At 60.7% G+C, this 20,039-nt stretch carries 17 protein-coding genes and 1 pseudogene; 8 read left to right on the top strand and 10 right to left on the bottom strand.

Annotated elements, in window-relative coordinates; translation table 11 throughout:
• Positions 1-26: 26 nt before the first annotated feature.
• From MESS4_RS34830 to MESS4_RS31345, 6 genes are all read right to left on the bottom strand, one after another.
• The gene (locus tag MESS4_RS34830) at positions 27-419 is read right to left on the bottom strand and encodes an acyl-CoA dehydrogenase family protein (protein ID WP_006337772.1); all 393 of its coding nucleotides are present in this window, start codon (positions 417-419) and stop codon (positions 27-29) included.
• Complete coding sequence (locus MESS4_RS34825) at positions 420-1,286, bottom strand: acyl-CoA dehydrogenase family protein (RefSeq protein WP_244441226.1); 867 nt, start codon at positions 1,284-1,286, stop codon at positions 420-422. It lies immediately after the preceding gene.
• A 98-nt stretch (positions 1,287-1,384) separates the two neighbouring features.
• Positions 1,385-2,908: a mechanosensitive ion channel family protein gene (locus MESS4_RS26175; protein WP_006337769.1), complete on the bottom strand. Its 1,524-nt coding sequence runs from the start codon at positions 2,906-2,908 to the stop codon at positions 1,385-1,387.
• A gap of 337 nt (positions 2,909-3,245) precedes the next feature.
• A complete protein-coding gene (locus MESS4_RS26170) occupies positions 3,246-3,863 on the bottom strand; it encodes a response regulator (protein WP_006337768.1) in 618 nt (205 codons plus the stop codon).
• 92 nt (positions 3,864-3,955) lie between these two features.
• A complete protein-coding gene (locus MESS4_RS26165) occupies positions 3,956-4,330 on the bottom strand; it encodes a response regulator (protein WP_006337767.1) in 375 nt (124 codons plus the stop codon).
• The gene (locus tag MESS4_RS31345; protein WP_006337766.1) at positions 4,327-8,823 is read right to left on the bottom strand and encodes a PAS domain-containing protein; all 4,497 of its coding nucleotides are present in this window, start codon (positions 8,821-8,823) and stop codon (positions 4,327-4,329) included. The genes MESS4_RS26165 and MESS4_RS31345 overlap by 4 nt, the downstream gene beginning before the upstream one ends.
• A 192-nt stretch (positions 8,824-9,015) precedes the next feature.
• Between MESS4_RS31345 and MESS4_RS33800 the strand changes: the two genes are divergently transcribed.
• The 8 genes from MESS4_RS33800 to MESS4_RS26115 all read left to right on the top strand — a co-directional run bounded on the left by MESS4_RS33800 (position 9,016) and on the right by MESS4_RS26115 (position 15,924).
• A complete protein-coding gene (locus MESS4_RS33800; protein WP_006337765.1) occupies positions 9,016-9,246 on the top strand; it encodes a DUF1127 domain-containing protein in 231 nt (76 codons plus the stop codon).
• 97 nt (positions 9,247-9,343) lie between these two features.
• A complete protein-coding gene (locus MESS4_RS26145; RefSeq protein ID WP_006337764.1) occupies positions 9,344-10,102 on the top strand; it encodes a sulfite exporter TauE/SafE family protein in 759 nt (252 codons plus the stop codon).
• Between the two features lie 142 nt (positions 10,103-10,244).
• On the top strand, positions 10,245-11,123 hold the full coding sequence (locus MESS4_RS26140) for an alpha/beta hydrolase (RefSeq protein WP_244441225.1): 879 nt from the start codon (positions 10,245-10,247) through the stop codon (positions 11,121-11,123).
• Positions 11,124-11,264: 141 nt separating this feature from the next.
• On the top strand, positions 11,265-11,789 hold the full coding sequence (gene msrA, locus MESS4_RS26135; protein WP_036242164.1) for a peptide-methionine (S)-S-oxide reductase MsrA: 525 nt from the start codon (positions 11,265-11,267) through the stop codon (positions 11,787-11,789).
• A gap of 280 nt (positions 11,790-12,069) precedes the next feature.
• On the top strand, positions 12,070-13,377 hold the full coding sequence (locus MESS4_RS26130; RefSeq protein ID WP_006337752.1) for an epoxide hydrolase family protein: 1,308 nt from the start codon (positions 12,070-12,072) through the stop codon (positions 13,375-13,377).
• Between the two features lie 118 nt (positions 13,378-13,495).
• Positions 13,496-14,302, top strand: a complete 807-nt coding sequence (locus tag MESS4_RS26125; protein WP_006337750.1) for an SDR family oxidoreductase — start codon at positions 13,496-13,498, stop codon at positions 14,300-14,302.
• Positions 14,303-14,355: 53 nt separating this feature from the next.
• Positions 14,356-14,793, top strand: coding sequence for an organic hydroperoxide resistance protein (locus MESS4_RS26120; protein ID WP_006337748.1), 438 nt, complete (start codon positions 14,356-14,358; stop codon positions 14,791-14,793).
• Positions 14,794-14,868: 75 nt separating this feature from the next.
• Positions 14,869-15,924, top strand: a complete 1,056-nt coding sequence (locus MESS4_RS26115) for an alpha/beta hydrolase (RefSeq protein ID WP_006337746.1) — start codon at positions 14,869-14,871, stop codon at positions 15,922-15,924.
• Between the two features lie 31 nt (positions 15,925-15,955).
• On the opposite strand, the gene MESS4_RS26110 is transcribed toward MESS4_RS26115, so the two are convergent.
• From MESS4_RS26110 to MESS4_RS26095, 4 genes and pseudogenes are all read right to left on the bottom strand, one after another.
• A complete protein-coding gene (locus MESS4_RS26110) occupies positions 15,956-16,753 on the bottom strand; it encodes an ATP-binding protein (protein WP_006337744.1) in 798 nt (265 codons plus the stop codon).
• Between the two features lie 136 nt (positions 16,754-16,889).
• The gene (locus MESS4_RS26105; protein WP_157385683.1) at positions 16,890-17,534 is read right to left on the bottom strand and encodes a hypothetical protein; all 645 of its coding nucleotides are present in this window, start codon (positions 17,532-17,534) and stop codon (positions 16,890-16,892) included.
• A 133-nt stretch (positions 17,535-17,667) separates the two neighbouring features.
• A complete protein-coding gene (locus tag MESS4_RS34820) occupies positions 17,668-18,927 on the bottom strand; it encodes a hypothetical protein (protein ID WP_006337734.1) in 1,260 nt (419 codons plus the stop codon).
• Positions 18,924-19,682, bottom strand: a pseudogene (locus tag MESS4_RS26095) (EamA family transporter); the annotation flags it as partial. The gene MESS4_RS34820 and the pseudogene MESS4_RS26095, both read right to left, overlap by 4 nt.
• Positions 19,683-20,039: the final 357 nt, after the last annotated feature.

The following is a 20,039-nucleotide window of genomic DNA, read 5'->3' as shown; positions in this document are numbered from 1 at the left end:
GTTTGACCGCTCCGGCAGTCAGCGCCTCAAACGAAGGCGCTGAACCCGGTTGCGGCCTTGGCGACGATAAGGTTCTGCATCTGGAAGGTGCCCTCATAGGAGTAGAGCGCCTCGGCGTCTGCGAACAGGCGTCCGACATTGTTGTCGACAATGATGCCGTTGGCGCCATGCACCTCACGCGCCCAGGCGACCGTCTCGCGCATCCGCTGCGTCGTGAATGCCTTTGCGAGCGACGCATGCTGGTCGAGAAGCTTGCCCTCGCTGTGGAGTTCCTCAAGGCGAAACATCAGCGCCTGGCACGCCGTTACATTGGCGAGCATTTTGGCGATGAGATCCTGGATCATCTGGAACGAGGCGATCGGCTTGCCGAACTGAATGCGCTGCTGGGTGTATTTCACCGCGGCTTCGTAAGCGCCCATCTACACGCCGGTCGACATCCAGCCGACGCCGGAGCGAGTCTCGCGCAGCACGTGGGCGGTATCGCGGAACGAATTGGCGTTCTGCAGGCGGTTGGCTTCCGGAACGCGGCAGTCCTTCATGGTGATCAGGCCGTTCTGGACCACCTTGAGGGCCATCTTGTTCTCGATCTTCTCCACGCCGAAGCCGGGCGTCGTCTTGTTCTCGACGATGAACCCCTTGACCTGGTTATCATCCAGGTCGCGCGCCCAGATGATTGACACGTCGCACCAGGGTGCGTTGCCAATCCACTTTTTTTCACCGTTGAGGATCCAGGTATCGCCTTCGCGTTTCGCGGTCGTGAGGAGTCCGCCGCCCGTCCCGGAGCCAACCAGCGGCTCGGTCAGACCGAAGCAGCCGATCATCTCCAGCCGCGCCATCGGCGGCAGCCATTGCTGTCTCTGTTCCTCGGAACCCAGCAGAGCGATCGTCCCCATGGCAAGGCCGGTGTGAACGCCAAAGAAGGTCGTGAACGACGGGTCGACGCGCGACATCTCCATCGCCACCATGCCCTTCAGCTTCGAGCTGTAGTCGCCAACGTTAAGGCCGCCAATATCGAGTGCCTTCAGCGGCTCGATCAGCTCGAACGGGAAAGCATCCCTGACCCAATAATCGTTGATGATCGGCGCGACCTTGGTCTCCATGAAATCGTGCACCTTTGTGAGGATTGCACGTTCCTCGGCACTCAACGTCTCCTCGATCTGATAGAAATCGGCGTTGGGCGCCGGCAGCGGTTTTGGCTGACGAGCCTGCTTCAAGGCAGTTGCAGAAGGCATATCGATCTCTCCATCGATGCACCGCAGCCACAGCAATAAATCTTTGCCGTGCAAGTCAGTGCGTTGAATTATGACCAATATGCGAAGATAATCTGCTCGAATATATAGTACGATTGTATCGTCGATACTTTGGTATGGGAATCAGAGCTCGATCAAAGATGGAACAGATGCCGGATATGGGTGGTCAGGCCGGGATATGATTTTGGCAGTACAGAGCCGCGACGCTCATCAAGCCTGGACTGTTCCGCAACGGTTCGCCTTGACAGGAGCGAACCGAGTTCATCCGCAATGGCCGGCCGGTCCCGCATGAGTGGCGCCAGCCCTTCCTGGGTGATCTCATAAACCACGACTGGGGTCAGCGCGGTGACAGAACCGGGCTCGCCCGCACCGGTCAGCAGGCCACCCTCTCCAAAGAAATCGCCCGGCGCCAGTCTGGCCAGTTCGGCCGTCTCGCCGGTGACACCCTCGCGCCGCCGCGTGACGACGGCCACGCCGCTGCGAACGATCATAAGGCATTTCAACACGCTTCCCTGTTCAACGAATACGTCACCTTTGCGAAAGGTGCGGCGTGTCATCGTCGAAGCAAGAGCTTCCTTTTCATCCTCGGTCAGATGCGCAAACAGCGGAACAGCGTCGAGCAGCCGCATCTGCGTGGCGCGAAGCCCGGCGGACAACGTGCCCGAAGCCGGTGCGGCAACGGTGACGACGCCGCCATCGGGAGGTTGGGCGAGAGCCATCCCTGCGGCCTTCGCGTGGCGATAGGTCAGATCAAATATCTCGGTTTTTGCAACGCCCACCAGGGACACGTCGGCAACCCTAAACGTTACCTCCAGTTCGACCGCGTTCGCATCGAGCGAGGCCACATGAACACTGGGCTCTGGGGTTCTCAAGGTGGATGTGCTGCTGAGCAGGACGGAATGCATCAACTCGATCATGGCGGACGGTGCTGTCGTCGGCCGTAAACGTATCGTGAGTGTCACGCCGTGGCTGGGCTCGGGAGTGCTCAGATTTGTGAGTCTCGCTTTCGCGAGATCACTGTTGGGAATGATGACCAGATCATTGGCGCCGGTCAGCAGATGCGTTGCGCGCCAGTTGGTCTCGACGACCTTGCCTTCCATCGCGTTGCCGAGGACGAGCCAGTCACCGATCCCGTACGGCCTGGCCAGATTGAGCGCGATCCCCGAGAACACGTCGCTCAATGTGCTTTGCAAGGCCAGGCCAAGGATCACCGCGATGGCGCCGGAGGTGGCAATGAGGGTGCCGACCGGGGCATTGAAGACGTAGGTGACCACTGACAGCACTGCCCCGACGTAGATAATGCCGACGACGAGATCCTGCAGGAAACGACCTTCGCGAACACGTCCCTCGAAAATCACGAAGACGCGCACGAGGCTGATCAGCGACCAGGCAGCGCTGGTCCACCACGCGATCTTGGCGAGCCCAAGAAAAAAGCGCAGCAGACCGGAGGTGTCCTGCGGCCCTGGTGCATACGGAACGATGTCTTGGGATACCAGCAGAGCAGTGAGCGCAGCAAATAGAGCCAGTTGGCCGACCAATTGGCGTTCGGATCGCTTGCGAAGCGCCAGCCGCGTAGACACCGTTCCCAGCGCAGCGAGCGTACCCGTCTGCACAATAGGGTCAGCAACTAGCTGAGCGACGTCGCCATAACTCGGCATTGATCCCGGTTCCCTCGGCGGTTCCTCTCCTCCCGCCGGCCAGACCGTTATTCAGGCGGTGAAGCCATCAGCGGTTCCGGTAGGATCGAGCTAAACGCGAGTCTCTGGTGCTCCTGTGTCCGAATTCATATTTATCTGTATGCTCGGGAGATCTATTGCACGTTGGTATCAGCAATACTTTAGACTCGATTTTGCCCGTCCTCCGGAGCTATTGGTATCGCCGACAGGTTTGTCCTGTCGGTTGGCCACCTGATGCGAAACAGCATGGGTCCCGGACCGCAAGCGCAGAATTTGGTTGCTGTTGGTATCGAAGAAACCGACCGTGGTCGACGTAACCCTAATGGCCGATGCGTAGCCTGCCGGCAATGTTGACGAGATCGGCAAATGATGCAGCCTGCATCTTCTCCATCACTCTGCCTCGGTGTGCTTTGACGGTGATCTCGCTGATGCCTAGCTCGTACGCCACCTGCTTGTTCAGCAGTCCTGTAATGACCAGGGCCATCACTTCCTGCTCGCGGCGGCTGAGCGATGCGTGGCGGTCGCGCAGCACCTGCATCTCGATTTCGAGAGCGAGCGCAGTCCTGCTCCGATCGAGAGCCTGCTCCAAGGCCGCCAGCATCGATTCTTCACTGAAAGGCTTGGTCAGAAACTCGACGGCCCCGGCCTTCATTGCCTTTACCGTCATTGGCACGTCGCCGTAACCAGTGACGAAGATGATAGGCATCTCCGTCCGTTCCACAGAAACCAGCTTCTGCAGGTCCAGGCCGTTCAAATCGGGAAGGTTGACGTCGAGGATAAGGCAGTTCGGAACCAGTGCCCTCGGACGGGACAGGAATTGCTGCGCTGACTCGAACATCTCGGGTTGCCAACCTGCCGATCGTATCAGCAGTTCGAGCGATTCTCGGACCGAAATGTCGTCGTCGACAACGAAGACGAGCGGGATTTCCTGCGGCATAGGCGTCAGCTCCCCAGGTCTCCGGGTGAATTCACCAAGTCCGTATGCACAACTATTACCCCCCTTGCCTTATGCCGATCAAGTTGCGCGCATCAGTCCGGCTGCAGCGCCGAATTCAAGGCCTCCTGCAGAGCGTCGTCTGTGAACGGCTTGAACAGGCATTCTACAGCACCTTGCTCGATAAGGCGCGGCCGCACGGCATCATCCTTGAGAGCCGTGATGAAAATGGTTGGAATCTTCTCCCCGCGGCGCATCAGCTCGATATGCAACTCCGGGCCGGTCATCCCTGGCATTGCAACGTCGAGGATCAGGCATCTGGTTCGGCCGAGGCTATCAGATGCCAGGAACTCTTCAGCCGAGGAAAAGGCATCGGCGCTGAAGCCGAGTTCCTTAAGCAGATCGGGGAGAGACTCACGTACGGACTCGTCATCATCGACGATCGACACGAGTGGATGCGTAACTTTCATGAAAACTCCGATGTAATTTGGGTACTGCCACGAGCCGCTTCGGTCGCGACAACATCGTGAACGGATGTTGCATCCGCTGCACAGTGTGGGATCGAAAAAGCGAATGTTGCTCCGGGCCCATCATTGGCTTGCGCCCAAAGACGTCCGTTGTGTCGTTCGATGATCGAGCGGCTGACGGAGAGGCCGATTCCCATGCCATCGCTCTTCGTTGTGTAGAACGCCTCGAACAGCCGCTCGATCCCTTCGGGGCCGAAGCCGATGCCCGCATCGCGCACGGAAAGACGAACCCCGTCTTCGTCACCAGCGGTCCAAACCTGCAAAAGCCGTGGCCGGTCTTTGACGTCCCTCATCGCATCTGCCGCGTTGCGCAACAGATTCATGATCACCTGTTGGAGCTGAACGCGGTCGCCAGCAAGCAGGGGCAGTTCGTCGGCCAGTTCTGTGCGCAACATCACGCGATTGCGCTGCAGATCTGCCGACAGCAGCGCGATGACCTCTTGCGCTGCGTCGTTGAGATCGACCGGCTCGAAGGCCACCGTGCGTTTGGTGAACAGCGCCCGCAATCGCGCGATCACGTCCGCCGCGCGCTTCCCGTCGCGTATCGTGCGCCGCGCCGTTTCCTGCGCGCCTTCGACATTGGGCGGGTCGGCGGCGAGCATGCGAAGGCATGTGCTGGCGTTTGTGATGATGCCCGCCAGCGGCTGGTTCACCTCATGGGCGATCGAGGCCGTCAAGGCGCCGAGGCTCATGATGCGGGTTACCTGCGCAAGCTCGAATCTAAGCTTCTCAAGCGCCTCTTCCGACAGTCGGCGTTGCGTTATGTCGAGAACGGCGCCGATATATTCGATCTCGCCATCGCCATGGCATCCGGCCCGGTGTGCGATCAGGTGCAGATATTTGACCGACAGGTCGGGCAGCACAATCCGGGGTTGGTATTCAAATTCGCGTACGCCGCGTTGCGCTCTCTCGACCATATCAACAATCATCGGCATGTCTTCGGGGTGAACCCGGCTGGCGATTCGATCGAGCGTCATCACCATGTCCGGCTCAAACTCGAAGATGCGATAGAGCTGCTCGGACCAGATGATCTCGCCGCTGGCGACGTGCCAGGAAAGATTGCCCATACGAGCGAGATGCTGGCCTTCCGCCAGGAATGCCTCGCTGCGCCTGAGGGCGTCTTCCGCTCGCTTGCGCGCCGTCATGTCGCGCGTGATGCCGAGCTGCGCGATTGAGCCGTCGCTGTTGCGCAGCGGAGCGGCGTGCGTCTCCATATGCCGGCGAACGCCCTGCGCATTGATGAGGTCGAACTCCAGAAAGCCTTTCTGCCCGGCACAGATCTTCTCGTGGAATTGGCGATATTCTTCCTGGTGCTCCGGAGCCACGAAGTCGATAAACCGCTGCCCGATGACATTATCGATGGATGGCACACCTGCCATTGTCGCGCCGGCAGCATTTGTGCGCAGAACCGTGCCGTCATGCGCCACGACTTTCACGCATTCGGGCGTCGTTTCCACGATGGCGCGAAAACCCTCTTCACTGCGCTTGCGATCTTCGATGTCGGTGTTGACGCCATACCATCTGACGATGTTGCCGTCTTTGTCGTGCAGCGGATTGGCGCGGAACAGGAACCATCGATATTCACCGTCATAGCGCCGCAGCCGCGCTTCGGTCTCCCCCGGTTTTCCCGAAGCCATGATGGTTCGCCAAGCATCGGCCAAACCAGTCATGTCCTCAGGATGGACCGCCGCCGCCAAGCCCCAATCCTGCGCCCCTTCGGCGACAAGACCGATATAGTCGAGATAATGCTTGTTAAGGAACTCGGCGGTGCCATCCAGGCGCGCCGCCCAGGCAAGTGTTGGGATCGTATCGATGGTAAGCTGCAGACTGCGCTCGCTTGCCGTCAGTGCTTGCTCGGCGCGCTTTAGATCCTCGATGTCCGAGGTGACGCCGTACCAGCGGATGACCTTTCCTGTCTCGTCGCGCATAGGCCTGCGTCGGCCTACGTGCCAACGATACGACCCGTCGGCCATGATGGCGCGATACTCGCATTCGAACGGCTCCTCGGTGGCCAGGCACTTTTGCCAGCGACTGTCGACGAGGGGCAGGTCGTCGGGATGGAAAAGGCTCCGAAAGTCGACGCCGCTGGGCTGGCCACTCAGCTCGAGCGTACGCTTGTTGACGTACACATTTGTGCCGTCCGCGTTGTAAATGCCGACCCTCACCGGAATGCTGTCGATGGTCGCCTGTAGATTGCGCTCGCTCGCCGCCAGCGCCTGCTCGGCTCGTTTTCGATCCTCAATGTCGGAGCTGACACCGTACCAATGGATCACCTTTCCTGTCTCGTCACGCACCGGCACGCGGCGCCCCAGATGCCAGCGATAGGTGCCGTCCGCCATCCGCGCGCGATATTCAGCCTCGAAGGGCTCTTCCTTTGCGAGGCTCTCGCGCCATAGCTTCTCCGCGAGCCCAACATCATCCGGATGGAACAGCTCCCTCCAATCGGCATCCCCCGGCAGACCACTGAGTTCGATTGATTGCCGGTTGGCGGAAACACGGATGCCATTGGTGTCGTGTACGCTGACCCTTGCAGGGATACAGTCTAGGATCAGACGCAATTCGCGTGCGCTTGCCGCAAGTGCCTGCTCGGCGCGCTTTCGATCCTCGATGTCAGTGCTGACACCATACCAGCGGATCACCTTTCCTGAATCGTCGCGCATCGCCACGCGGCGCCCTATGTGCCAGCGATACGTCCCGTCAGCCATGCGCGCGCGATATTCGCATTCGAACGGCTCGCCGTTGGCCAGAGATGCACGCCACAGTTCCTCGGCGCGCCCGAGATCGTCTGGGTGGAAAATCTCTCTCCAATCCGACCCAATGGCATAGCCGCTCAGTTCGAGTGCCCGCTTGTTGGCGGAAATGCGGTTTCCCTCTGTATCGTAGATGCCGACCCTGGCCGGGATGCTGTCGACGATCAGGCGAGACTGGCGCTCGCTTTCCTGCAAGGCCTGCTCCGCGCGCTTGCGGTCTTCGATGTCGTGGGCGATGCCGTACCAACGAATTATCTTCCCCGTGTCGTCGCGCAACGGCACCCGACGCCCCAGATGCCAGCGATACGTGCCGTCAGCCATGCGGGCGCGGTATTCGCATTCGAAGGGCTCTCCCGTGGCCAGGCAATGCTGCCACAAGCTCTCCGCGAATGGCAGGTCGTCAGGATGGAAAACCAGTCGCCAATCGCCAAAACTGGGAATGCCGCTGAGCTCGACCGTACGTTTGTTGACGGACACGTGCGTCCCATCATCGCTGAAAACGCCGACCCTTGCCGGAATGGTGTCGAGGGTTGCCTGGAGATTGTGCTCGCTGGCGGCCAATGCTTCCTGCGCCCGCTTCATGTCGTCGATGTCGGTGGTGACCCCGTACCATTTGATGAGATTTCCCTTGTCATCGCGCAGAGGATTGGCGCGGAACAGGAACCACCGGTAGATGCCGTCGTGGCGGCGAAGCCGCGCTTCGCCTTCCCCAGGCATCCCGGAAGCCACGATCTTGCGCCAGGTCGCAACCATGCGGTCAAAGTCATCCGGATGCAGCGCGTCGATGGAGTCCCAAGCCGGTATCTGATCAGGCGTGAGACCGACATAATCGACATACTGCTTGCTAAGGAGCTCGTTCCTTCCGTCCGGGCGCGCCGACCACGCCATTGCCGGCATCGTATCGATCGTCAGCTGCAGATTGCGTTCACTGACCGCGAGAGCCTCCTGCGCTCGCTTGCGGTCGTCTATATCGATCAGGAAGTGGAACCAGCGCAGAATTTGACCACGCGCATCACGCAAAGGCATGCCGAGCACGTTGTACCAGCGATAGACGCCGTCGGCGCGGCGGTGGCGACTCTCGACGTTATAAGAGCCACCCTTCTGGTGCGCAGCGACTTGGGCCGCAATCGTGTGCTCGAGGTCATCGGGGTGGACGACTTCGGATGCCTTCCAGCCTTTCAACTCGTCGAGCGTCTTGCCAAAATAGTCGAGGGTCAGCTGATTGAGACCTTCGACCTCGCCTGTTGGAGTGGTCACGGCAACCGGAATCGGGATGCTGTCGACGATTGCCTGAAAGTCGAACTCGCGCTGCCTAAATGTCTCCTCAGTACGCCGCGCGTCCTCGACGTCGGTTGCGGTTCCGCACCATTTGCTGAGCTGTCCGGTCTGGTCGTGCACCGGGCTGCATTGGATGAGAAACCTGCGATACTCTCCGTCCGCGCGGCGTATACGTGCGTCCATGTCGCCGGGCTGAGCGGAAGCGATGATCGATTGCCAGTCCTCGAGTAACCCTGTCAGGTCGTCCGGATGAACCACGGCCTGCCACGCCCGACCGCGCTCCTCTTCCGAACGGAGGCCGCAGTAGTCGCACCAGCGTCGATTGATAAGGTCAATGCTTCCGTCAGGTAGCGCAGTCCATGCCATGGCCGGCAGCGCATCTAGTACGCTGCCCTGATCACTCTTCATGCGCTATCCTTTCGAGCACGTTGGTGAAACTGCGCCAACGTCGGGCAAACGTCTATTATGCCTTGGTGTCGGTTTCGTCGGGTCCCACCGACGGACAGTCCAAAAGTATTGCCTACACCATGGTGCAATCGATTCTTTTGCTGCGACGGGCCAGTTCTACGAGCGATTGAAATAGAACTAGAGGATGCGACAATGGCCACGATCAAGACAAATTACCAGACGCCCAAGGGGCTGGACCACGACCTCGAACAGACCTGCGATTCGGCTTTCTCGGTCACATCCAGGATGGCCTGGCTGGAGCGGCAGGTGAAGAAGCGGCGCTCGCGCAAGGCCTTGCTCGAGCTGAGCGACGACTTGCTGAGGGACATCGGTCGGTCGCGCTTTGAAGCCAGTCGCGAGGCGCGCCGCCGGTTCGCTGATTGACGCAACCGCTTTAGACCCAACTCCGCAGTTGCTCGGGCGCCTCCGGCAGCTCGGCTGAACTTCCAATACATAGTCAACGAGAAAGCTGGAGTTCCGCATGGAGCTGACGGCCGCCACGATAATTGTCGCTTTTGCCGGCGTCTTCCTGATCGCTTTCATGAGGGGCGCGTTCGGCGGTGGATTCGCCATCATTGGCATTCCGCTGTTGTCGATCGTCATGGATCCGGTGACGGCGGGTGGCCTCCTGGCGCCGCTTTTTGTTGCGATGGACCTGATCGCACTGCACTACTGGAAATCCTCGACATGGTCGAAACCCGACCTTTTGCTGCTGTTACCAGGCCTCGTGGTCGGGATCGGACTTGGCTATCTGCTCTTCCGCGTTCTGGATCACCGCGCCATATCGATCGTGATGGCGGTGACCACCCTGATCTTCGTCGGCCTCTGGTTTGCTGCAGGAGCGAACGTCACGATTCGGCGGCGCTCATCGCCGAAGGCGGTCGCCGCAGGTCTTACGTCGGGAATCACCACCATGGTGGCACATTCGGGCGGACCGCCGCTTGCCATGTATCTGCTGCCGCTCGGCCTCAGCAAGGAAGTCTATGCAGGGACGACGAGCCTGTTCTTCACTGTCGGCAACATGATCAAAGCGGTGCCATGGCTGGTGCTGTCGAAGCCGGAAGGCAACACCTGGGTCGTGATGGCCATATGTGTGCTCGCCATTCCCGCCGGCGTCTGGCTTGGTTGGCGGCTTCATGGGAGGCTGGATCAGCGTCAGCTTTATAGAGCCTGCTATGGATTGCTGATCGTGACGGCGTTCAAGTTATTGTGGGACGGCGTGTCGGGCTATCTGGTGTAGCCGGCGATCACGTCCGACCGTTTAGGCCCAGATCGATCCGTCTTTGAGAGAGACAATACGCCAAGCTCATCCACACGCCGTGCCGCCTGTCGCTCTCTGCGACCTGGAACCAATCCAAAAGTATCGCCGATACCAACGTGCAATGGCACTGCCTTTGGGTGCAGCGCATCTTTTGGACATAGCAAACAATGGATACAAACCCCGACTGGGAAGGAGAGAAGTCATGACAAGGATTGCCATCTCAAAATTTGGCATTCGGCGGGCAGGCATCGCGATCTTTATAGGAGCTATGCTCATCGCTGCCGCCGGCGGCTCGACACCGGCATTGGCGCAGACTGCGCCGACGACAGTCGTTCTTGTCCATGGCGCATTCGCCGACGGCTCGTCCTGGGACAAGGTCATTCCATTGCTTCAGGCAAAGGGCCTGAACGTTGTCGCGGTTCAAAATCCGCTGACTTCGCTTGCCGACGACGTGGCCGCCACGCAGCGTGCCATCGCGCAGCAAAAGGGCCCTGTCGTTCTGGTCGGCCATTCCTGGGCAGGGACCGTTATTACCCAGGCCGGCAATGACGACCGCGTCAAGGCGCTGGTCTATGTCGCCGCTTTCTCCCCTGGCGATGGTCAGTCGACGTCCGATCTCAACAAAGACTACCCCACCCCGCCCGGATTGGCGCACCCGCAGGTTGATGCCGCGGGGTTTCTGACGCTGTCGTACGACGATATCGCCCAATACTTCGCCCCGGACGTTCCCAAGGCGGAATCCAACCTGATCGCGGTCATACAAGGCCCTGTGCGCGGCGCGAACTTTGACGAGAAGGTAACGACAGCCGCCTGGAAGTCGAAGCCAAGCTGGGCGGTCGTCACCAAGAATGACCAGATGATCGATCCCAAGCTGCTCGCGGACAGTGCGAAGGCCATCAATGCCCATGTCACGGCCATTGCGTCCAGCCATGTTCCGATGCTGTCGCACCCAAAGGACGTGGCCGCGGTCATTCTGGAAGCGGTCGAAGCCGTCAAATGACACCAGGGACCAAGGCGGGGCGAACGGCCTCGCTGAGTCCATGCAGTGCCTAGCCGCATCCATTTAAATACAGGCAATTTGCCTGACAATTCGGGTCGGCAGTTCCTATATTCCAAACAGCCTGAATCCGAGGATATCCAGATGAGTGTCGCGAACGAACGAGCTGTACTTGCGGGTGGGTGTTTTTGGGGAATGCAGGATCTGATCCGCCGCTATCCCGGCGTGATTTCGACCCGAGTCGGTTACACCGGCGGCCACGTACCCAATGCCACCTATCGCAAACACGATGGCCATGCAGAGGCGATCGAGATCGTGTTCGATCCGGCGAGGATTAGCTACCGTCATTTGTTAGAGTTCTTCTTCCAGATTCATGATCCGACAACGCGTGATCGCCAGGGCAATGACGTCGGCACGAGCTACCGCTCGGCAATCTTCTACACAAACGACGAGCAGAAGCGCGTTGCGGAAGATACTATCGCCGACGTGACCGCCTCGGGACTGTGGCCCGGCGAAGTCGTTACCGAGGTGACTCCTGTCGGCGACTTCTGGGAGGCCGAGCCCGAACACCAGGACTATCTCGAGCGCTATCCCAACGGCTACACCTGCCATTTTCCGCGGCCGAATTGGAAATTACCGATGCGTCAGGCAGATCGTCGGGCTGGATAGACCACGCAGTGTAACATTGTTGATCTGAGCGCGGCAGGCGCCTTGGCACCCGCTGCGTTAACGTCACGATGCGAAACCGGATTCTAAAGCCAGACGCTTGCGCGCGACTGCGGACCAGCACCGACACGCGCGCAGCGTCCGCAGTTCCATCGCGATGTTTCGCAGTCAGGCTTCGAACCAATCCAAAAGTATTGCCGATACCTTCGTGCAATGGATTTAACGTCGCTGACGACAGAACTATGCACAAGTCAAATGAATTTCCTTTGCATAGGAGGACGTTATGTCAGCAGATTTACTTTCCCCTACGAGGCGTGAGCTTCTCGCCGCTACGGCTGCGGTCGGCGTTATCAGCATGGTTCCGAAGGCATTGGGCGCAGCGGCAGCGGAAGCGGAAGCGATCCGCCCCTTCTCCGTCAGTATCCCCCAAGAGCGCCTCGACGATTTGCGCCAGCGCGTGGCGGCGACCCGCTGGCCCGACAAGGAAACCGTCACAGACCACTCCCAGGGCGTGCAATTGGCGACGGTGCAGAAGCTCGCCCAGTACTGGGCGACCGATCACGACTGGCGCAAGGTGGAGGCGCGTCTCAACGCCTTGCCCCAGTTCGTCACCGAGATTAATGGACTGGACATTCACTTCATTCACGTGCGCTCAAAGCACGAGAACGCATTGCCGGTGATCGTTACGCATGGATGGCCGGGCTCGATCATCGAACAGCTGAAGATCATCGGCCCGCTTACCGATCCGACGGCGCATGGCGGCAGCGCAGCTGACGCGTTTCACGTCGTGATCCCGTCGTTGCCCGGTCACGGCTTCTCCGGCAAACCGACAGCACCTGGCTGGACTCCTGTCACCATCGGCCAAGCATGGGCAACGCTGATGCAGCGCCTTGGCTACACGAAATATGTGGCGCAGGGCGGCGACTGGGGTAATGCCGTCTCCGAGATCATGGCCCTGCAGCAGCCGCAGGGATTGCTCGGCATCCACACCAACATGGCGGCCACGGTGCCGGCCAACATCTCGAAGGCACTCGCATTCCACGAGGCGCCTCCCGCCGATCTGACCGCGGAAGAACGCAATGCGTGGGATCAGCTGATCGAATTCTACGGCAAGGGGCTGGGTTATGCGCTGGAAATGTCGAACCGGCCGCAAAGCCTCTACGGCATCGCCGACTCGCCGGTCGGTCTGGCAGCATGGATGCTCGACCATGACATCCGCAGCTATGACCTCATCGCTCGCGTCTTCGACGGGGCAACGGAAGGCCTGACGCGTGACGATATCCTCGACAACGTCACGCTTTACTGGCTGACGAATACGGCGGTCTCCTCGGCCCGGCTGTACTGGGATACGACGCAGATCTCGAATGGAGCAGGCTTCTTCGACGTTCGCGGCGTCAAGCTGCCGGTTGCTGTGAGTGCCTTCCCCGATGAGATTTACGCAGCGCCGAAGAGCTGGGCCGAGAAGGCGTACCCCAAGCTTATTCACTATAACAAGCTCGCCAAGGGCGGCCACTTCGCTGCCTGGGAACAGCCGAAGGTCTTTTCGGAAGAGCTGCGCACCGCGTTCCGGCCGCTGCGCCAGCAAATCTAAAGCGACAGGGCGGCCCTCCCCACCGCTCACTGCCGCACGCGCGGCCGGGTCCTCCCCCCGGCCGCGCATCCCACAATCCATCGCCACCAGACGGCGCAAAACCGGATCGGAGAATGAAATGTCTACTACTTCCAAAGGGATCGCAGTTGTCACAGGCGCCTCTTCAGGGATCGGCGCGATCTACGCCGACAGGCTCGCACGCCGCGGCTACGATCTCATCCTGGTTGCCCGCAGCCAGAAGAAGCTCGATGCGGTGGCGGGACGCATTGCCGGCGCCACTGGCCGCGCTGTCAACGTCATTGCCGCAGATCTCAACGATAGAGCCGACTTGAAGCGGATCGAGACGCTGCTCGCAACAGAGCCGGGCATCACCATGCTGGTCAACAACGCCGGCATCGGTTCAGTCGCCCCATTGTTGGAGGCCGATGTCGACGCGATGGAGCGGATGATTTCGCTGAACGTTACCGCGCTCACCCGCCTGACCTATGCCGCAGCGCCGACCTTCGCGGCGCGTGGCGCAGGAGCGATCGTCAACGTGGCGTCGATCGTTGCCATCCGGCCGGAATCCCTCAACGGCGTCTATGGCGGTACGAAAGCCTTCGTTCTGGCGCTCAGCCTGTCGCTGTTCAAGGAGCTGGCCGCCAGCAATGTGCGCATCCAGGCCGTACTGCCAGGCGCCACCGCCACGGATTTCTGGGACCTGTCCGGCAGGCCCCTCGAAAACCTTCCAAGCGCAATCCTCATGTCCGCCGAGGACATGGTCGATGCTGCTCTTTCGGGTTTCGACCAGGGTGAGCTGGTCACCATCCCCGCACTGCCCGACGCCGCCGACTGGGACGCTTACGAAGCGGCCCGTCAAAAACTCATCCCCAATCTGTCAAATCGCCTTCCCGCAGCACGCTACCGCGTTGCCGCAGCGGCCTGACGCAGGCTCCGAAATTTTCTCCCGATCATTCTTAGAAACCGAAAGGAACGACCATGTCACAAGCTGCAACGGCCCCGCAGGGCGAGAAGCTTCTGTATACAGGAAGGGCTCACACGCAGGGCGGCCGCGATCACGGCATCGCCCGTAGCGACGACGGCCAGCTCGAAGTCAAGTTTTCGCCGCCCGGCTCCGGACGACCGGGCACCAACCCCGAGCAGATGCTGGCGGCCGGCTGGTCGGCCTGCTTCGAAGGTGCGCTCGACATCGTGGCGCGCAAGCGCAGAGTGACGCTCGCCTCGGACCCGACCATCGACGCCGAAGTCGACCTGAACCATGGCAGCGAGGGCTTTTTCCTGCGCGCCCGCCTCAACGTAAGCCTGCCAGGCGTCGAGCGGGATGTCGCGCAAGCCCTCGTCGAGGAAGCGCACCAGATCTGCCCCTATTCCAAGGCGTTGAGCAAAAACATCGACGTGACAGTCAGTCTCGTCTGACGCAGCCGTTGGAACTGGCGACCGGCGCGCACGATGCGCCGATCGCCCGCAACTGAAATCTGCGAGGCATTCGTCATGAACACGGACAGGACTCCCGCAACCGTCGATTTCCGTCGTCGCCATTTGATTGGCGCAACGGCGATGACGTTCGCCGCCGAGCTGGGGCTGATCGCGCCAGCCAAGCCAGCGCCCGTCGCGACGGATCCAGCAAAGGCAACCACCATGCGCAATAGTTTCACACCGTTGAAGCAGGTTAATGCCGGGGCGCTTAGCGTGAGCTATGCCGAAATGGGTCCTGGCGACGGCACGCCGGTTATCCTGCTTCATGGCTGGCCCTATGACATCCACACCTATGTCGATGCCACGCATTTGCTGGCTTCGAGAGGTTATCGTGTGATCGTCCCCTATCTGCGTGGCTATGGCCCAACCCGCTTCCTGTCCGATACGACGGTGCGCAACGGCCAACAGTCCGTCATCGCCTCCGATATCCTCGCCCTGATAGATGCCCTTGCGATCGATAAGGCGATCGTCGGCGGCTGCGACTGGGGCGCCCGGACTGCCAACATCGTTGCAGCACTCTGGCCGGAACGCTGCAAGGCGCTGGTCTCCGTGAGCGGCTATTTGATCGGCAACCAGCAGCTCGGCAAGCAGCCACTGCCGCCGAAAGCCGAGTTGCAGTGGTGGTACCAGTACTATTTCAGCACCGAGCGCGGTCGCGCCGGCTACGAGAAATACCGGCGCGACTTCGCTAGGCTCATCTGGCAGATCGCCTCGCCGCAGTGGAACTTCGACGATGCCACTTTCGAGCGCAGTGCCGCCGCCTTCGACAATCCCGACCACGTCGACATCGTCATCCACAACTACCGCTGGCGGCTCGGCCTCGCCGAAGGCGAAGCGACGTTCGACGCGCTTGAAAGGCAACTTGCGCAGGCGCCGGTTATCACCGTTCCTACAATCACGCTCGAGGGCGACGCCAACGGCGCGCCGCACGCTGATGCCAGTGCCTATGCAAAAAAGTTCTCGGGCAAGTACACCCATCGCGTTGTCAGCGGCGGCATCGGTCACAACCTTCCCCAGGAAGCACCTGAGGCCTTCGCCCAGGCGGTCATGGACGCAGACGCCATGAGCTAGGAGCAATTCCAGGAAAAGCGTGAGCGGTTGCTCAGCTGCGGGCTTCGTCACGGGTCGGCCTGCACCCGCTCACGGGCGCCCGTCTCGGGCCGATATGATCTGTTGTCGCGGGATCCGGAACGTATTCCGGGATCGAAAAGCAGAGGGTGGCGCCTGGGCCATCGTTTCCCTGAGCCCAGAGGCGCCCGTTAAAGTTCTCGATGATGGAACGGCTGACATAGAGTCCGATTCCCATGCCGTCGCTCTTGGTGGTGTAAAACGCATCGAAGATCCGGTCAGGACCCGCAGGGCCAAAGCCGACGCCGGCGTCCTGCACCGAGAGGCGCACATGGCCGTCCTGGTCCGGCTCAGTCTTGAGCAATATTGACCGCGCGCGATCGTCCACGTCGGTCATCGCATCCACAGCATTGCGCAACAGATTCATGATCACCTGTTGGAGCTGGACGCGGTTGCCGCCGACCCTCGGCAGCCCGTCGGCAAGTTTGGTGCGCAGAATCGCGCGATTTCGCTGAAGGTCGCCTGACAACAGGGCAACTACCTCGGCAGTGGCCTCGTTAAGATCGATGGGTTCGATCGCGGCTGCCCGCTTGCTGAAAAGAGCACGCAGCCGCGTGATCACATCGGCCGCGCGATTGCCGTCGCGGATGGCGCGGCGCGCGGTCTCGCGGGCGCCCTCAACATTGGGCGGGTCGGCGGCCAGCATCCTGAGACAGGTGCTGGCGTTGGTGATGATACCGGCCAGCGGCTGGTTGACCTCGTGAGCGATAGAGGCAGTCAACGCAGCGAGGCTCGTCAACCGTGTGACATCGGCAAGTTCCGCGCGCGTCATCATCGAATCCTTTGTTAATGTCGATCTGTTCGATGGACATCAACTTACGGACAACGTGGCGGGGGAATAAGCTCGCAGTGGTGCGGACAGTTTTCGCTGCCGGTGAAAAATACCGGTGGAACTGCGTAAGCGGCGCTTACGGCGTCACCAGCGCTCGGTCAATCGCTAGAGGGATGTAGACGTCGGCAGCTGTCGGCTCAGGCGCAGTGCCGGGCGACTCGAAGTGTCCGTTCAACCGGTTGCCGGAAGCATCCTCGAGGTTGCCAAAGACGGCCAGCGTGTACCTCAATTCAGTCCATGGAGCGTCGGGCGCAAAGATCCATCTCTTTTCGCCAACTTCGAGCCGAGCGCGCCCCTGGATTCGGCGATTACTCGAGTTCGCAACCGCGAGGTAGTCGACATCCCGACCGTCGATAGGCGCGTCCAGCTCCACTACCAGCGGCTCGCGTGTGCCTGCGCGGACGCTTCCGACGTTCCAGCCGGACGGGCGCGGGCCATCGTGGTCGTCCGAACCCACCTTCCAGCGCTTGATTTCCTGACCGCCCAACGTCAGCACCACCAGCCCGTCGGCGTGGAGCACAGGTCCGACGGTGTCATGGGCGATGAGCCCGCTCTTCACGCGCCCAGGATGCAGAAGCACCGTCAAGATCTTGCCGCTGGGAGACCAGAGTTCCTGCTCCAAAAACGGCTTGTCGATGACATTGCCGTTGGCCTGGCGCAGTTCTAGCCGTGGCAGGACCTGCTCGCCGACAGGCTGCGCGAACACAAGGGAGATGCGCAACAGGTTCGCTGGCACCTCAGGCCCTGACGGTTGGACGGCAACAGGCACCAACTGAGCAGCGACCGCCTGAGCGGCGGCCGCTGTCCATAGGGCCAGGGCGCACAGAGCGCGCAACGCCTTCGTCACACCGGCCTCACTCGTGCGAACCGATGAGCTCGGGGAACCCTTCCTGCTTCATCAGGATGTCATGGGCAGGCTTGAAGTTCTTGAGCTGGAATGCGTTGTTGTTGTAGCGGTACTGCGGAAAGTCGTACTCGGAGACGTAATCGGTTAGCCGGAAGAGCATGGCCTTGTCGAACGACACCAACTGCAGGGCATCCTTCTCCAGCTCTCGGCGCACAACGATGAAGAACTGGTCGTCGAGGTTGTCGATGCGGGTGGCCCCCACCAGCGGTGCCGGCGTCTCCTGCACGCCGACGATTTGGCCGGCAGGCACGGGCTTGTCGATGCCTGGCTTCTCGTTCGCAGCCTCGACCTCGGAGACCGGGATGATGTTGCCCGAGCGTTGGTAATTCAACAGCATCAGCATGTCTTGCGGCTTGTCGCTCGGGTCCTTGGCGCTGTACGAAATCATGTCCGCGGGGGTGTTGCCGTAGCCCAGTTCCGCGATGGCCTTGCCCTTGATGTGCGCACTGTCCTTCAAGTCCTCGAGCGGGATGGTCACGAGCGGCGTGCAGAGATACGCGGCGACGACGTAAGGCTTTCCGCCAAGCGTTGCGAACGACATTGCGCGAATGGGAGCGCGCGTTTCAATCTGGTTGTGCGTGGTGTGGTAGATCTCCACCGACGTCATCGTCTGTTGGCTGGTGAACGGGTACGGGATGCGACGCAGAGTCGACGCGAAATCCTGATTTGACAGGCCCGCAACGAACAACTCGCCGTTGTTCCACTTCATGTCCGTGACAGTGAAGCTGCGTTCCGGTGTTTCCTTCCAGAACTCGTAGTTGGAGTTGTTCGGGTTCTTCAGCGCAACCGTCGTAGACTTGATGCTCGCAAGGTTGAGCTCGCGCACCTTTTTGTCGGAAGTCACGGCAACAACCGCCGGCGTCTTGTTCGCTCCGATACTCACCGCCAGGTACACCTCGCCCGAGCCAGGGCGCGCCGCCATGTCTTCGACCTTGACCTTGCCAGCGCCTAGCGACTTGGAAAGCAACGCCTCCAGGTCCACGATATTGAAGGTGCCTTCGCCGCTTCTGGGCACGGGCGCCGGCAACGCCAGCGCATGCACCTGGGCGCCTTTCCAGTCGGCAACAAAGAGAATGCTGTCGGGGCCGAATGCGAGCCTCGAAACGGACTTCACGTCGGCGGCATGGGCTATTTGTGCTTCGGTCAAAAGACTCGCGCTGCCGAGCAAGAGCAGGCCAATTACGCGAATTGTACGGGAGGGTTTCATGTTTTCTTCCTTTCGAGGTTGGAGGCCGAAAGTTTTCGGGAGATGCGGTCACGCATTCTGCTAGGTCGAGGTACCTGAGCGGCCTGCGGGACCTTCTGCCCCGCCCAAACGCTGAGCAGCACGATCGCCATACCAGTTAGTTGGAACGCTCCGAGGCTCTGGCCGAGCACCATCCAGCCGATTACCACCGCGACGACTGGGCTCAGCAGGCCGAGCGGGGCGACAGCCGCAGGTCCGAGCCGCGCAATGCCGCGAAACCAAAGGATGTAGGTCAAAGCCGCGCCGGGCACGGCAAGCCAGATGAAGCCGGCCAAGTTCTTCGCGCTCGGCATGGGCAGGGCTGGCTCCACCGCAAGAGCGAACGGCAAAAGCAGCAATCCGCCGGCGGTTAGTTGCCAGGCCGAGAAAGTGAGCGCCGAGACCGGCGCTTGCCAGCGTTTGCTCAGCACTAAGCCCGCCGCAAGAGATACGGCACTGCCGAGACCGGCTATAAGTCCCACCGGATCGAACCTCGCATTTGGCTGCAGTATTAGTATGGCGACGCCGAGAACTCCGGCAAGCGCAGCAAAGACGGAAACTGGGCGTATCGACGTTCCGATCATGAAGCGCGCCAGGAAAAGCACGAAAAGCGGCTGCATAGCCCCTACCGTGGCCGCGACGCCACCAGGCAGTCGATAGGCGGCAACGAACAGCAGATACCAGAAGATTGAAAAATTGAGGGCTCCCAGGAGAAAAACGCGACCCCACCATTTGCCCAGCTCGCGCGCCGGCCAACGACCGCAAACCTAGCTCATGAGAAGAGGTTCTGCGGCCGGCCCTTATGGCCGGAAGAAGAGCGTCTCCGGGGATCGTCGACTAACGCTGATGGCGCCTTGATGAATGGCTTTGCCGCAGGCTGCCGCGCCCCCTGAAGGATGCGCTTGGTGCCGCTGCTTTTGATCTGATTCTGGCAGTGGCCGGTGAAAGGCGCTGCTCCGGATCCAGATCGTTGCACTGCGATCGCCCGCGGCTAGACCGAGTCCCCAGCAGCAAGACGTGGATGGCAATCCGACACAAGCCCGGTCGAAGGCAGCGCGCTGTTCTCACGAGGGGGGCGCCTTCCCCTATGCCCC

Origin of the sequence: Mesorhizobium sp. STM 4661 (genome assembly GCF_000359125.1) — a bacterium.
Classification (GTDB): domain Bacteria; phylum Pseudomonadota; class Alphaproteobacteria; order Rhizobiales; family Rhizobiaceae; genus Mesorhizobium.
Note: the sequence above shows the minus strand (reverse complement) of the source record. Positions and strands in the feature narration are given on the sequence as shown.